The 14,181-nt window shown below is 66.3% G+C and carries 16 protein-coding genes; 5 read left to right on the top strand and 11 right to left on the bottom strand.

Annotated features, from left to right (window positions below; translation table 11 throughout):
* Position 1 precedes the first annotated feature (1 nt).
* The gene (locus AC1DYD_RS25910; protein ID WP_478175627.1) at positions 2 to 949 is read left to right on the top strand and encodes a LysR substrate-binding domain-containing protein; all 948 of its coding nucleotides are present in this window, start codon (positions 2 to 4) and stop codon (positions 947 to 949) included.
* Between the two features lie 46 nt (positions 950 to 995).
* Here AC1DYD_RS25910 and AC1DYD_RS25905 read toward each other — a convergent pair whose 3' ends face one another.
* From AC1DYD_RS25905 to AC1DYD_RS25895, 3 genes are all read right to left on the bottom strand, one after another.
* The gene (locus AC1DYD_RS25905) at positions 996 to 1,265 is read right to left on the bottom strand and encodes a hypothetical protein (protein ID WP_478175626.1); all 270 of its coding nucleotides are present in this window, start codon (positions 1,263 to 1,265) and stop codon (positions 996 to 998) included.
* An 18-nt stretch (positions 1,266 to 1,283) separates the two neighbouring features.
* Positions 1,284 to 1,661, bottom strand: a complete 378-nt coding sequence (locus tag AC1DYD_RS25900; RefSeq protein ID WP_478175625.1) for a hypothetical protein — start codon at positions 1,659 to 1,661, stop codon at positions 1,284 to 1,286.
* A gap of 381 nt (positions 1,662 to 2,042) precedes the next feature.
* Positions 2,043 to 2,669 carry a hypothetical protein gene (locus AC1DYD_RS25895; protein ID WP_478175624.1) on the bottom strand — a complete coding sequence of 209 codons (627 nt, stop codon included), beginning with the start codon at positions 2,667 to 2,669 and terminating at the stop codon, positions 2,043 to 2,045.
* Here AC1DYD_RS25895 and AC1DYD_RS25890 point away from each other — a divergent pair.
* Positions 2,625 to 4,466, top strand: coding sequence for a mechanosensitive ion channel family protein (locus AC1DYD_RS25890; protein WP_478175623.1), 1,842 nt, complete (start codon positions 2,625 to 2,627; stop codon positions 4,464 to 4,466). The genes AC1DYD_RS25895 and AC1DYD_RS25890 overlap by 45 nt on opposite strands.
* A gap of 21 nt (positions 4,467 to 4,487) precedes the next feature.
* Positions 4,488 to 5,966 carry a patatin-like phospholipase family protein gene (locus tag AC1DYD_RS25885; RefSeq protein WP_478175622.1) on the top strand — a complete coding sequence of 493 codons (1,479 nt, stop codon included), beginning with the start codon at positions 4,488 to 4,490 and terminating at the stop codon, positions 5,964 to 5,966.
* A 38-nt stretch (positions 5,967 to 6,004) separates the two neighbouring features.
* Here AC1DYD_RS25885 and AC1DYD_RS25880 read toward each other — a convergent pair whose 3' ends face one another.
* Positions 6,005 to 6,424 (bottom strand): hypothetical protein, encoded by a 420-nt coding sequence (locus AC1DYD_RS25880; protein WP_478175621.1) that lies wholly within the window; start codon positions 6,422 to 6,424, stop codon positions 6,005 to 6,007.
* A gap of 28 nt (positions 6,425 to 6,452) precedes the next feature.
* Positions 6,453 to 6,764, bottom strand: a complete 312-nt coding sequence (locus AC1DYD_RS25875; RefSeq protein WP_478175620.1) for a hypothetical protein — start codon at positions 6,762 to 6,764, stop codon at positions 6,453 to 6,455.
* A 123-nt stretch (positions 6,765 to 6,887) separates the two neighbouring features.
* Between AC1DYD_RS25875 and AC1DYD_RS25870 the strand changes: the two genes are divergently transcribed.
* On the top strand, positions 6,888 to 7,643 hold the full coding sequence (locus AC1DYD_RS25870; RefSeq protein WP_478175619.1) for an SOS response-associated peptidase: 756 nt from the start codon (positions 6,888 to 6,890) through the stop codon (positions 7,641 to 7,643).
* A gap of 148 nt (positions 7,644 to 7,791) precedes the next feature.
* Here AC1DYD_RS25870 and AC1DYD_RS25865 read toward each other — a convergent pair whose 3' ends face one another.
* The 4 genes from AC1DYD_RS25865 to AC1DYD_RS25850 all read right to left on the bottom strand — a co-directional run bounded on the left by AC1DYD_RS25865 (position 7,792) and on the right by AC1DYD_RS25850 (position 11,015).
* Complete coding sequence (locus AC1DYD_RS25865; protein WP_478175618.1) at positions 7,792 to 9,423, bottom strand: SulP family inorganic anion transporter; 1,632 nt, start codon at positions 9,421 to 9,423, stop codon at positions 7,792 to 7,794.
* Positions 9,424 to 9,571: 148 nt separating this feature from the next.
* Positions 9,572 to 10,003, bottom strand: coding sequence for a hypothetical protein (locus AC1DYD_RS25860; RefSeq protein WP_478175617.1), 432 nt, complete (start codon positions 10,001 to 10,003; stop codon positions 9,572 to 9,574).
* Positions 10,000 to 10,266, bottom strand: coding sequence for a PfkB family carbohydrate kinase (locus tag AC1DYD_RS25855; protein ID WP_478175650.1), 267 nt, complete (start codon positions 10,264 to 10,266; stop codon positions 10,000 to 10,002). Before AC1DYD_RS25855 ends, AC1DYD_RS25860 begins: the two co-directional genes overlap by 4 nt.
* A gap of 296 nt (positions 10,267 to 10,562) precedes the next feature.
* A complete protein-coding gene (locus AC1DYD_RS25850; RefSeq protein WP_478175616.1) occupies positions 10,563 to 11,015 on the bottom strand; it encodes a pyridoxamine 5'-phosphate oxidase family protein in 453 nt (150 codons plus the stop codon).
* A gap of 179 nt (positions 11,016 to 11,194) precedes the next feature.
* Between AC1DYD_RS25850 and AC1DYD_RS25845 the strand changes: the two genes are divergently transcribed.
* A complete protein-coding gene (locus tag AC1DYD_RS25845; RefSeq protein WP_478175615.1) occupies positions 11,195 to 12,721 on the top strand; it encodes a phytoene desaturase family protein in 1,527 nt (508 codons plus the stop codon).
* 19 nt (positions 12,722 to 12,740) lie between these two features.
* Here AC1DYD_RS25845 and AC1DYD_RS25840 read toward each other — a convergent pair whose 3' ends face one another.
* Both AC1DYD_RS25840 and AC1DYD_RS25835 read right to left on the bottom strand, forming a co-directional pair.
* On the bottom strand, positions 12,741 to 13,409 hold the full coding sequence (locus tag AC1DYD_RS25840; RefSeq protein WP_478175614.1) for an NAD(P)H-dependent oxidoreductase: 669 nt from the start codon (positions 13,407 to 13,409) through the stop codon (positions 12,741 to 12,743).
* A gap of 8 nt (positions 13,410 to 13,417) precedes the next feature.
* Positions 13,418 to 14,140 carry an SDR family oxidoreductase gene (locus tag AC1DYD_RS25835; protein ID WP_478175613.1) on the bottom strand — a complete coding sequence of 241 codons (723 nt, stop codon included), beginning with the start codon at positions 14,138 to 14,140 and terminating at the stop codon, positions 13,418 to 13,420.
* Between the last annotated feature and the right edge of the window lie 41 nt (positions 14,141 to 14,181).

Below are 14,181 nucleotides of genomic sequence, written 5' to 3'. Positions count from 1 at the left end.
CATGGCAGAGATCGACCGGGTATTGCGATCCAACCTGAAGCTGCGCCACCTGCAGCTGCTGGTGGCGCTGGATGAATTCCGGCACCTTGGGCGCGCCGCCGAGTTCCTCTCCGTGAGCCAGCCGGCGGTGTCCAAGACGCTGGTCGAGATCGAGCGCATGTTCGGCCTCGACCTGTTCGTGCGCTCCACGCGGGGCACCGAGCCCACAGCCTATGGCGAGGCCGTCGTTCGCTTCGCCCGTTCGGTGCTGGCGGATTTCGGCCGCACGCGCGACGAGATCGCCGCCGTGGCCGCCGGTGCGGCCGGCCGCACCAGTGTCGGAGCGATGGTGGTGGCGATACCTTCCCTGCTCGTGCGCGCCGTCGCCCTGCTCAAGCAACGTTCGGCGCGCACCACGGTGCTGGTGGAAGAGGGCGATCTGACACGGCTCCTCCCGAGGCTGCGCGTCGGCGAACTTGATCTCTTCGTCGGCCGGCTGGAGCCGGGCTATGCGTCGCCCGATCTGGACACCGAGGCGCTCTATGCCGAGCCGATGTGCATCGTCGTGCGTCCCGACCATGCACTCGCGCGCGACAAGCGCGTTGACTGGTCAAAACTCGCCGGCGTTCCCTGGGTCGTTCCGCCACCATGGGCATCCTCGCGCGTCAAGCTCGAGCAGATGTTCTACAAGCATGGGCTCGCGCCCCCCGTCGACATCGTGGAGACGGCATCGTTTCTGGCCACGCTGACGTTCGTGCGCGAACGCCCTGCGCTAGGGTTCCTCGCACGCGGCGTGGCACGACACTTCGAGACAGAGGGACTTGTCAAAGTCCTGAAGCTCAAGGTGCCGATCGAGCTGCCGCCGGTGGGAATGATCACCCTGCGAGGACGTCCTCGCACCCCCGCCACGGAGCAGCTGATGGACTGTTTGCGACGCACGGCCGCAGGCCCGGCGCCGGGCGTTGCATGAAGGTCCGGGAAGTCGGTGCAAGGCCGTGCGCGCACCGAACTTGCGGTCAGGCGCGTTTGTCGCGGTCGCGGCGAGGCCAGAAAACCGGGATGCCCTCGCGCGCGCAAAGGTCGCGCGCTTCCAGTTCGGACAACTCGCTGACGGTCGTGTCGGCCGCCGGGTCGCGAGGGCACTCGTACGGCTTGTCCGGTCTTGCGCTGCCTTTGTCTTTGGCAGACCTCGACTGGGGCGATTCGTGCAGCGGCATGGACTCGCTGACATCAGGCAGCTCGAGGCCTGCCTGACCAGGACGATGGCGTCGAAAGAAATTGCGCATGGTCTTGGAGGACGACGGTTAGGGAAACTCGATGAAATTGCTCTCGATCCAGACCTTGCCCTCCTCGTTCAGGGCAAAGGTGAGCGCCTTTTCCTTGGTGACCTTCCGGTCCCGAATGGCTTGCGAGAGTGGGGTCGCATGCGACAAGTCTTCAAGCTTGTGGTTGTAGACGTGCTCCTTGCCATCCTCATCGTTGATCGCATAAGAGACGGAAATGCCATCCAGGTCGGCAAGGGGCTGCAGGAACGCGATGAACTGAGATGCCGTGATGCCCTCGGCCCGGATGGTGCCCCAATGTCTGTACAGGGCCGCGTTGGGCGCCGTTTGCATGCGCTTCGATGCGCCGTCATCCAGAAGGTGAGGCAAGGTCTCGAAGCGCTCGCCGCGTTGATTCATTTTCACACTCCTTCAATTCTCGTTCCCGATCGAGCTGGGTCTGATCGTAACGACGAAGGCTGAGGCGCATAAGGGCCACGATGGCGCTCCTGCGAGCAAAAACGTGCATAGTTGGCGATCGCGGCGCCGTCGTGCACGGGCATGGGGGTCGCCCAGTCTGCATCTCGCTCCTCCAGGGAATGTCATGCAGGACGCATGGGGCGTCCGTCCCTTCATCGGCGGCGGAATTGATCTGACTCAACTGATCGAGCGGACACCGGGAACATGCTGCCTCCATGGAATCAGGCTGATCCAGGAATGAACGCACATGAAACACGATCGGTTGGCGGGCCTGTTGCCAGCGGGCTTCGGTTCTGCAGGGTCGGTGCTCGCCCAGAGGGCTCATCCGCGGGGCGGCGATACGCCGGGCGAATGACGCGAGGCGTGACGCGGGCTCGGGTCCTGATGCTGGCGCTGCTGCTCGCGACCTGGTGCGCCGGTGCGCCTGAATCCGTCTTCGCCGCCGAAGTGGCAGCCTCGACGCCGCCGGCGGCGACGACCATCGCCGAAACCCTGACGGAGATCGGTGCGAGCGAAAGGCTGCAGCGCGCTGCGCTTGCCCGCGTCGAGGAGTCCGAGCCCTGGCGTGAGCTGGACCGACGAACGGTGGCGCTCGAGGCCGAGTTCGACCGACTCGCGCCGGGGCAGGGCGCGCAAGGCGAACTCATCGAACTGCGGGGGCTCGACCATCGACTGTGGGAACTCAAGGGCGACGCGTCGACCAACGTCGATGCGCTCACGGCCATCGTCAGACGCCTCGAGGGCGATGGCGGCGAACTCGAATCGCTGGCCCGCGTGTGGCGCGAGCGGATCGTGTTCTTGCGCGAGCGGCTGGTGCCCGAGCCCGTCATCGAACGCGCGCAGGAGATCGAGGCGAAGCTGCGCACGACCGGTGACCGCCTGCGCAAGGTGCGGGACGACGCCTTGCTCGATCTTGCCCGGGCTTTGAGCCTGCAGCTGCGCGTCCATGACGCCAGCGCGCTCGTCAAGGCGCAGCTGGACCGTGTCCGCCTGCAGAGGATGGAACTGGAGGAGTCCTCGCTGTGGCGGCTGGGTGGTGCGCCGGCCCAGTTCGATCTGGTGGCTTCGGAATTGCGCGCGGGCGATCGTCTGTTGCGCGAGTACCTGTCCCGCAACGGCGCACGTCTTGCCGGGACGTTCCTGGGCATCTTCGCGCTCACGTGCTGGCTTTTCACCAAGAAGGCGCCGCCCGACGCCGCGCCCGCGCAACGCGCCTTTGGCCGACCTGTGGCTGCCTCCCTGCTCATCGCGCTGATGACGATCTGGTGGCTGGCGCCCGACCCCCCGATCATCTTCCATGAGGCGCTGCTCGTGATCGTTCCGATTCCCGCCGCGATGATCGCCAGGCGCACCTATGCCGCGGCGGTGCCGTGGTCGCTGTACGGCGTGGCATTCGCCACCGTGTTGCTGGCTTTGCGCAGTTCGGTCGAGTCGAGCGTGATTGCCGACCGTGCGGTGCTGTTGCTGCAGGCCTTCAGCGTCGGCGTGCCCGTGGCCCTGGACCTGCGGCGCGGTCGACTGCAGCAGGCCTTGCCTAGCTGGAGTCCTGAGGCCGTTCGCTTCCTGGCGCTGATCGCCATCGCCGTTTCGGCGGTGACCGTGTGGCATGTGATCTTCGGATTCTCCGGGCCGGCTCGGTCCTTGCGCGCGGGCACCGGCAGCATCGTCGGATGCAGCCTCGTGTTCGGGACCACCGCCCTGGCCCTGTATGGCGCAGTGCTCGCGCTTCTGGGCACGCCGGTGCTGCGCTGGCTGCGAAGCGCGCGCGATGCAGATCCGGCGCTGCTGCGGGCGGTACGGCTGGTTCTGGCCGTGCTGACCATCGGCGGCGTCGTGCTCGTCACGCTCTCGATCCTGAACCTGATTCCCGTCATGCTCTCTGCCATCGATTCGATGCTGGGGTCCACGTTGAAAGTGGGTGTCGTGTCCATCGCCGCCAGGTCCGGGGTGGAGGCGATCGCCGTCGCCCTGGCGACGGTCATCCTGAGCCTGGTGATCGAGTTCGTGCTCGATCGAGAGATCTTTCCCAGGCTGAAAACGAGGCCGGGTACCCGCTATGCGATCGCCACATTCACGCGCTGGTTCGTGCTCATTGCCGGCGCGGTACTCACGCTGGCGGCGCTCGGCGCCGACATGGCGAAGGTGACGCTGCTTGCGGGGGCGCTCGGCGTGGGCATCGGCTTCGGGCTGCAGAACGTCGTCAACAATTTTGCGTCCGGCCTGATCCTGATCCTCGAGCGGCCGGTCAGCGTCGGCGACCTGGTCGAGATCGGCCCCGTGCTGGGCGAGATCAAGCGCATCGGCATACGCTCTTCCAGCGTGCGAACCACGCAAGGGGCCGAGGTCATCGTGCCGAACTCCGACCTGGCCTCGAAGGAGGTGATCAACTGGACCCGCTCCGACCGACAGCGCCGATACGACATCGATGTCGGCGTGCCCTACGGTTCCGAGCCCGAGCAGGTGATGCGCTTGCTGGTGGAGGCGGCCAGGGAAGTGCCGGACATATTGACCGATCCAGCACCCGTGGCCATGTTCCAGGGCTTCAATGACAAATCGCTCGACTTCAAGCTGCTCGCTTGGGTGAAGACCATCGACCTCGGATTGCAGGCGCAAAACGCGCTGCGGGTCGCCGTGTTGCGCAAGCTCGGAAAGGCAGGCATCGTCATGTCCTTTGCCGCCGCCGGCGTTTCGCTTCCCCGCGGCGAAGATCCCGGTGCGCCGGGCGAGACAGGGGTGGCAACGTGATGGGGCACTGCGCGCGTCCTGATGGGCGGCGACCCGAACCTCAATTTCAAGATGGACTGCACCATGCGCGCTGATGTCCTGGGGGCCTTTCTCGCGGCAGCCGTGGCGCTCGCGGGCTGCGCCAGCCGTCCGGTCAACCCGCCGATCACGCAGGTCGATGCGCAAGCAGGGTATGCGTTCCAGACGCGTCAGAAGTATTTCAAGAGCCAGGAGAACCTGGTCATTCTGGCGTTCTCGGGCGGTGGCACGCGCGCCGCGGCGTTCTCGTATGGCGTGCTGGAGTTCCTCCGGCGCACCGAGGTCAGCGCACCGGACGGGCGCAGGGCTCGCCTGATCGACGCCGTCGACGTCATCACCGGTGTCTCGGGTGGCAGCTTCACGGCATTGGCCTATGGGCTCTACGGCGACAGGCTGTTCACCGACTACGAACAGCGCTTCCTCAAGCGCAACGTGCAGGGCGAACTCGTCTCGCGTGCGCTCAATCCGATCAACTGGGGGAACCTGTGGTCGACGGGCTGGGGCCGTTCGGAATTGGCGGCCGCGTACTACGACGAGATCCTGTTCAACGGTGCGACCTTCGGCGACCTCAACCGCGGCGTCGGACCGTTCATCATCGTGTCGGCGACCGACATCTCGACCGGCACGCGGATGCCCTTCAATCAGACCGTATGGGACGTGCTGTGCTCGGACCTCGATGCCGTGCGGCTGTCGCGCGCCGCCGCGGCGTCCTCGGCTGTCCCCGTGGTGCTCTCTCCGGTCACCATCAACAACTACGGCGGAACCTGCAACCACGAAACGCCGGCCTGGATCAAGGCATTCACCCAGACCGCGAATCCGCCACGGCCCGCAACGCGTGCGATACGTGAACTGAAGGAAACCGAACCCTACAACGACAGCGTCCATCGGCCCTATGTCCATCTCGTGGACGGCGGTGTGTCCGACAACCTGGGGATGCGCGGTGTACTCGACGCGCTGGAGTTCCTCGAAGCCTTGCATGAAAAGGGCATGCCGACCCCGCTCGACGGTGCGCGCAGGATCATCGTGCTCGTCGTCAATTCGCTGTCGTCGCCCCCCACCACATGGGACGAGTCGGAGGTGCCGCCCGGAACGGTGCAGGTCCTGCTGAAGGCCAGCGGCGTACCGATCGATCACTACTCCTACGAGGCGGTCGAGCTTCTGAAGGACATATCGGCGCGCTGGGAAACGGGGCGCAGGATCCGCAAGCTCGCCGGCTGTTCGAGCGGCAAGAGCTCACCGATCTGCACCGAGGTGCGTGTCCCGGAGGCGGAGATCTTTGCCATCGACGTGTCCTTCCCCATGCTGAAGGACAAGGCGGAATTCGATTACCTGAACCAGCAGCCGACGTCGTTCGTCCTGCCGGACGAGGCGGTGGATCGGCTGCGCGCCGCGGCAGGGAAGATCATCCTGGCATCGCCCGAGTTTCAGCGGCTGCTGAAGGACCTCGGTGCAACAGTCGTGGGCGGGCCGGGCGCGCCATAGGGCGGCGAGAACGACGCGGCGGAAAGCTCGCCGGTCGCTCAGCGAGCTTGCTGTCCGCGCCCGCGCAGCCGCGCCCATAGCGCTCGCAGCCTCCGGGCGCGGTCTTCGAACAGAAACGAGCCGGCAAGCGTGAGCATGCCGGAGACGATTCCCGTCACCACGGCCTCCAGGCGAGGGATGCCGTAGTGACCCGGATGCGAGAAGGAGTCGCCGACCATCGTCAGGATGCCGACGACCAGCGCGTTGCCATAGCGATTCGCGTAGAGCTTCGCGGCCGGCGTGAAGGTCAGGAGCACCGCGAGAATGCCGGTGAACAGGCCGGTCTGCAACGCGAGCGCCCAGTGCGGGATGCTCAGGATGTTCCCGAGGCTTCCGGGCATGCAGGTCATGCAGGCGCTGGTCGGCTGCCAGAAGCGCCGGACGAACAGGATGAAACGACGCTTCCATGGATGCGGCATCACCCGGACCTCGTCAATGCGCCGGGCGCTAGTCCCACACGGGAAGGCTCCGCAAGGCATCGTTCGGCCGGTCGACAATGTCGACGCCGGTGATGCCTTTCCCGTCCGGCAAGAGCTCGACGTCGCAGATGACCTCCCAGGCATGGCTTTCGGTGCGCCGCGCAAGACAGACCTCCTCGCCGGCAGCAATGAGGCTGGTGCATTCGCCGATGCTGATGCGTTGCGCCGCGCCGAGCGTCAACTCCTTCGAACCGAACTCCTTTTCGGCAACCGGATGAATGGCCACGAGATCAATCGTGCCGCCGCTGTAGTGAACAGCGGTAATTGCATGCTGTGCCATTTGCGACCTCCATGGATGGAAGAGTTCAGTAGGGCCGCGGCGGCTGTCGGCGTCCGGCTTCAGGGAGCGTCCATGCCGGGCCACTGCGGATTCCGCCGGGCTGATCTCCAGCACAATACGCCGATGTGCAGCCACTACCAAGCCGAGAAGCGTCGCAAGCAGATCGAAAAGCACTTCGGCATCAAGCTGCCGCCCGGCTGGGAACCGCCACCGGGCGGATTGCACATCTACCCGACGCAGAGGGCGCCGATCATTCGCCGGCCGCCGGAGCGCGAGTCGGGCGACGAGGCCGTGCCGGGCTTCGAACTCGTCGAAGGGCATTTCGGCCTGCTCCCCGGCTTCGCCAAGGCGGTCAGGTATGGCCTCCAGACCTACAACGCGCGCACCGAGACCGTCCGCGAGCTGGCCAGCTTCAAGAGCGCCTGGGCCAAGGCGCGGCACTGCATCGTGCCCTGCGAAGCCATCTATGAACCGGACTGGCGCACGGGCAGCTGCGTTCCCACGCGGTTCACCGCGGCGAACGACGAGACGCTCGGAGTGGCCGGCCTGTGGTCGCCCTGGAAGAACCCCGAAACGGGGGAGTGGGCGCTGAGCTTCACGATGCTCACGATCAATGCCGACGAGCACCCGCTGTTCAAGCTCATGCATCGGCCGGACTCGAAGCGCCCGCCCGAGCAGCAGGACAAGCGCATGGTGGTGATCCTGCCCGAGGCGCGGTACGAAGAGTGGCTCGATTCGCCGCCAGAGCGGTCCATGGACTTCATGAACCCGTATCCGGCCGATCGCCTGGTCATGGCGCCGGAACCGCCCCCGGCGAAAGAGCCGAAGCCCAAGCCGGCCCGTGCCAAGTCGGATCCGCCGCAGCCGTCCCTCTTCTGAGGGCCGTCGCATCGCCGACGTGGCACAGGCGCTGGCGCGCACGACGATGGAGCTCTCGATGCCGACGCGGGTCAGGTCTTGGGACATGGCGACCGCCACGGGCGGACCGTTCACGCCCCAGGAGGTCCCACAGGGCACGCCCCTCCGATCACTGCAACGCCTGGTGGCGCTCGATCGCCACGCCGGCGTCGATCAGCAGGCGCTCACGGCCGAGTTGCTGGTCCAATCCGCCGCGGCGCACGATGTCGAGGACGCCGGGGTTCAGGCCCACCAGCCAGACCTCGGCGTTGCGTGCCATTGCCTGCTCGCCGCTCGCCGTCAGCGCTTGCAGCGCCGAATACTCGATGTCGGTCACGCGGCTCAGGTCCAGCGCCAGCACGCGCGGCCGGTGCTGTTCGACCAATGCGTGGACCTGGTCCGCCACGTACTGGGCATTGAGGAAGTACAGGCGCCCCTCGGGCCGCAGTATCAGCAGGCCCTCGAAGGTCTCGTCGTCGGGGTGCTCGGGCGACAGTGGCCGGAGCACGTTGGTGCCCCGCTTGCGCCCGATGACCGACACGCGCGGGTGGGCGGTCTGGACGCCGAGCCCGATGAGCGACACGATGATGGCCACCACGATGCCTTTCAGCGTGCCGAACACGAGAACGCCGGCACAGGCGATCAGCGCCCAGCGAAACTCCATGTTCCGGACATTGCGAATGGCCCGGAACTCCGCCGGGTCGATCAACCCGATCGAGTAGGTGATGACGACCGCTGCCAGCGTTGCATACGGCATCAGGCCGAGCAGGGGCGCCAGCAGCAGCATCGTCGCCAAGGCCGCGCCCGCGGTGACCAGCGAGGCCTTCTGCGACCGCCCGCCCACGGCGCGCACGACCGCCGTCTGCGAGGTGCCGCCTCCAGCCGGCATCGAACCGAACAGGGCGCCGAGCAGGTTGGCCGCCCCGGTGGCGACCAACTCGCGGTTCGCATCGATCGGAGGTTCGTCCGGGTGGGCAAAGGCGCGGCCTGCCGCGATCGTTTCGGTGAAGCTCATCAGCGCGATGCCGAGAGCGCCCGGCAGCAATTGCTCGACCAGGGCGATGTCCGGCAGCGTCAGGGAAGGGAATCCCTGCGGGATCAGGCCGACCGTCGAGACCCCGAGCGCCTTCAGGCCGAAGAACCACGACGCGGCAATGCCGCCGCCGACCGCGACCAGCGGGGCCGGTGAATGAGGCCACAGCCGCTCCATGCCGATCAGCACTGCGAATGTCGCCACGGCCAATGCAACGGTGAGGAGCGAAGTTTCGGGAACATGGTGCAAGACGCTCAGGACATCGGCGAAGAATCCTTGCTTGGTGATGTGGATGCCAAGGAGTTTCGGCACCTGGTCCAGCACGATCACGAGTCCGACCCCTGCCTTGAAGCCCGTGAGAACCGGCGTGGAGATGAAATTGGCGACGAACCCGAGCCGCATCAGCCGCGCCAGGATCAGCATCACGCCGACCAGCGCGGTCAAGGTGGCAGTGGCCGTCAGGAGCTTCGCGGGGTCGCCGTCCGGCACCACCAGACCGAGCTGCGTCGCGGTCAGGATCCCCAGGGTGGCCGTGGAGCTGACGCTCAGCACGCGCGACGAGCCGAGCAGTGCGTAGACCGCCATCGGAATGAAGGCCGTATAGAGACCCACGGCGACCGGCAGTCCGGCCACCGTCGCGTAGGCCATGGCCTTGGGCAGGACCACCGCGGCCGCGGTGATGCCGGCGATCACGTCGAGGCGCAGTGCCGGCGGGTCCGGCAAGCTCATGGTGGTGGACTCCTCGCTGAGCGAACGAACTCCCCTGCGGCCTCATTCAACCCAACGGGGTCCGGTGAGGCCCTGATCCAGCGCAAGGCGTGGGCCGCGTTCGACCCCCGTCGACAGGGCAAATGGGCATCGCCCCGGCGACGACTTCCTAGGAGGTCTTTGCCTGGCCGTCGAGCCGGCGGTTGGCGTCGAGCGCATAGACGACCTGCTTGTCATCCGCCGACTTCTGATGCGCGCCGTTTTCTCCCGAAGGCAAGGCCGACGTGCCGTAGACCTCCCGTTCGAGTCTCTTCGCGCGCTCCGCGTACATGCGGGCCAGCGCGCCATGGTGCTCGGCGGCGGCCTGGTGCTCGATGCGCGCCATATGCGCCTCTTCGAGCAATGTCATGACGCGCCGCAGGTGGCCGTTTCGACTGGGCTGAAAAATGCTGAACATCAGACCCTCCTTCCATTGGAAGCCTTCGAGGAAATCGCTTTTTACTTCAATCGGGCTTGCCGCGCTTGCGGCCTGGACGAAAGAGGTAGGCTGTCCGGACGAGGGTTGAAGCTCGGGTGCGTTGCGAAATCCGGATGCGTTCATGGGGGGACAGCTGCGTGGAGGGGTGCGAACCGCACCGGCGGCATTGCGGCAAGATCCTCTCGATGGGGCATGGAGATCTGCGCTCCCGCTCTTGTCACGCAGACCGCGGCGGCCTGGATGCCGAGCGCTACGCCGGCGTCGAGGGCTTCGCCTTTGGCAAGGGCGGCGCAGAGCGCGCCGATGAAGGTGTCTCCCGCGGCGGTGGTGTCGACTGCCCGCACGGACAGTGCCGGGAAGTGGCGGCAAGCATCGGCGCCTGCCACGAGAGCGCCCTGGCTTCCCAGCGTCAGAATCACCTGGGAGGGTCCGCGACGGCGCAGCAGGTCGTGACGCAGGTCGACGAGACCACGTTGCCCGCGGTATCGATGACCTGGCCGTCGATCGCGCTGGTCCGCGCCAATGGAGTTGGGAACTGGACAATAAATCCTTCCCCCACGTTGATGATGAGTCCTACGAAAACGCCGTCGTGCTCTGACCTGGAACGAGGCATCAACCTCCGAGCTTCCTTGCGAATGACCAATTAGCTCTTGCGTCGCACTTCTTGGCCGACATGCCACAATCAACAAACGACGAGATCCGTGTGTCCGAAGCCCTTCGAGTAATCGAGAACGGAAATGACCGTGGGTGTAACGCGGAACAGGCGGACCTCGTCCGGGCCCGGCATCTTCATCGGCAGAGGCCCAGCGTCGGGGTATTTCAGCGGCAGCATGCGCAGGACTTTCTCCGCTTCTGCCCGATCATCCACCGCTCGCGCACGAGCGGCCATCGACACGCCGGTGATCGCCATCAAATCCGCCGTGTCGTGATCGATCGTCAGCGAGAGTCGGTCATCTCGCGCCAGGTTTCTTGCCTTCTGACTGTCCAACCCGCAGAGAAAGTACAGGGTCAGGCCTTCGTTCACATAGCCGACGGTCGTTGCCTGCGGCCAGCCATCCGGACGCAGCGTCGCGACTGTCATGATTCGATGTTGATCCAACAGCGCCAGGATTTTCCGTCTGATTTCGTCGTCCATGTATCACCTCCACGAGCGTCAAGAGAGGAGCGTTCAAAACGGATATTCTGGGATGGTGCGGCCGCGCGGCCTTGATTGCGATCAACGCCTGAGCACCTGCTTTGCGGTGGGTCAAACGCTTGTCGCGCGGCCGCGCAATGCTGTGTGCCTGTGCCACCCCAGTGGCAGCGGGAGGCCCTATGTGGGACGCCATCGTGATCGGTTCGGGCATCGGCGGCTTGGCCGCCGCTGCGGCGCTGGCCAAGCGACAGCGCAAGGTGCTGGTGCTGGAACAGCACAGCGTGGCCGGCGGCCTGACTCAGAACTTCCGGCGCCAGGATTGGACCTTCTCGCCCGGCGTGCACTACATCGGCGGCGTCGGCCCCATGCCTGGGCCAGATGGCCAATTCGGTCGCTTGCTCGCCTGGCTGACCAACAACACGCTGCGCTTCACGCCCTGCGCCAACCCGTACGACATCGTCCGTTTGCCCGGCTTCGAATTCGGCATCCCGCACCCGGAATCGGCCTACCACGATGCGCTCATTGCGCGCTTCCCGCAGCAAGAGAGCGCCATCGGACATTGGTTCGAATCCTGCGACGCGGCGCGTCGCAGCGCCATGGCACTGTTCGCCTCGCACGCGATGCCGCACTGGATGGCGTGGGCCCTGAGCCTTTCGCGCGGAGCCGATGCCGAGCACTGGACGCGGCGTACGCTGGCCGACGAGCTTGCGCTGATTTCCGACCCGGCGCTGCAGGCAGTGCTGGGCGGGCGCTGGCCCGACTACGGCGCACCACCGGCGCTGGCGCCCTTCGCGATGCATGCCCTGGTCACCGGCGCCTACAACGGCGGGGCCTACTATCCGGTGGGTGGTCCGGCCCGTTTCGCCCAATGCCTGCTGCCGGTGATCGAGGCCGCCGGCGGGGAGTTGCGGCTGGGCTGCGTTGTGCAGCGCATCCTCACCGAGGGCGGGCGCGTCATTGGCGTGGCCTATGCGCTGGACGGCGAGCAACATGTCGAGTCGAGCCCGCGACTGATTTCCGCCATGGGCGTGGGCAACACCGCGGCCTGCCTCCCGCCCGATTTGGCCGCTGACTGGCAACAGACCATTCATGCGCTGACCCCGGGGCTGTCCTGTGTCTCGCTGTTCGTCGGGCTGGAGGGCGATCTGGCAGCGGCCGGTGCGAGCAGCGCCAACCATTGGATCTTCGAGAGCGACGACATCGGCAGCCCTTGGCAGCGGCCGGCCGACGAGGACGCGCCGGGCATTTTCGTGGCCTTCCCATCGCTCAAGGACCCGGAAAGCCAGGGCAAGCCGACGGCCGAAGTGGTGGCCATGGTCGATCCGCGCGTGTTCGCGCCCTGGCTGGCGCAGCCGGACAGCGAGCGGCCGGAGGACTACCTCGCACTGAAGGCCCGTATCGAGCGCAGGCTGCTGGCGCAGTTCCTGCGCCATTTCCCGGCTCTCGGGCCGATGCTTCGCTTCCATGAGTTGTCGACCCCGCTCACGCAGCGGCGGTACGTGCGTTCGCCGGACGGCGCCATGTATGGCATCGAGATGAGCGCCGAGCGCCTGACCAGCCCGGCCTTGCATGTGCGCACGCCGCTGCCGGGCTTGTTGCTGGCCGGGCAGGACGTGGTCAGCCCTGGCGTGCCCGGCGCCTTCATGGGCGGCTTGCTCGCCGCCGCTTCGCTGGAGCCGGCGCTGTGGGCCAGCCTGGGCCGATGAAGAGGAACTTCCATAAGGCTCAGTACCGGCCGACTTCGATAACTTGTTCGCTTTCGATGACACGCAGACGCTGCGCCCACTGCGCCAGCCAGGCCTGCCGCTGCGAATCGTCCACCCGCACTGGCCCATAGACCACCTGCGGCCGCAGCACCGAGAAGCCTAAGAAGTTCAGCATGCCGCGCTGCATGGGCTTGAGCATGGCGTTCAGGTCGCCATTGAAGCCGTCTTTCAGGTAAGCAGCCTCAGGACCGCCGGTAGTGAGCGAGAGCAGGGCGCGCTTTCCCTTGAACTTGCCGGTTTCGTAGATATGGCCATTGCCGTAGGTGCGGCCCATGGCGAACCCGCGGTCCACCCAGCCCTTGAGGATGGCCGGCATGCCGAACCACCACAGCGGGAACTGCCAGATCATCAGATCCGCGGCCTCGATCTTTTCGATCTCGGCCTTAACATCCGGCGCGAAGCCACCGATCTCGCTGGCCCACATCTCCTCGGCTTGCAGCTTGAGGTAGTCCGCGTCCTTGACGCTGACGAAGTTGCGCCGACTGGAGAGCGGGTCGAAGCCCATGCGGTAGAGATCGCTGGTGACGACCATGTGGCCTGCTGCTTGCAAGGCGGTCTGCGCCGTGTCGAACATCGCACCGTTGAAGCTGCGGCGTTCGGGGTGGGCCAGGACGAGCAGGACGTTCATGCGGGTGCTCACAGCGGGGTGCGGGCGCCGCCGTCGATGTCCAGCAGCACGCCCGTGGCGAAGGTGTTGCTCACCAGCATTTCCACGCATTGGGCGATGTCATCTGGCACGCCGGTGCGGCCTACCGGCAGGCTCTTGGCCGCACCGGCGAACATGCCGGCCTTGGCTTCTGCGGGCATGCCGTCATAGGCCGGCGTGTCCACGAGGCCCGGTGAGACCACGTTCACGCGCAGCGGCGCGAGTTCCTTGGCCAGGGTCTGCGCCATCTGGGTGATGCCGCCGTTCACGGCGGCCAGGCCGGCGGTGCCAGTCATCGCCACGCGCGAGGCCGCGCCGGTCAAGAAGACCACCGAGCCATCCTTGCGCAGGATGGGCAGGGCGGCTTGCAGGCTCTGCCAGTAGCCGAGCAGCTTGGTGTTCAGCGCGGTGCGTACGGCTTCCACCGGCAATTGGGCGAAGGGACCCCAGGCAGCGGCGCCCGCGGCGGCCAGCACCAAGTGGTCCAGACGGCCGATGCGGCTCATCAGGGCTTGCAGCGAGGCCGGGTCGGTGAAGTCGGCAGCGATACCGCTGGCCTTGCCGCCCAGGGACGCGACGGCGGCGTCAAGCTTGGCAACGTCCCGGCCGGTGATGAAGACATCCGCGCCGGCTTGGACGAGACGGTCGGCGCTGGCCAGGCCCATGCCGCTGCTGCCTCCGATGATCAGGATACGTTGGTTGGTGATAGGCATTTTTCAGTTCTCCAAAGCTTGGTTCAATCGATGGAGGGAAC

The organism is Variovorax sp. P4_B11, from assembly GCF_056402355.1.
This window is presented reverse-complemented; position numbering and strand designations above follow the sequence as displayed.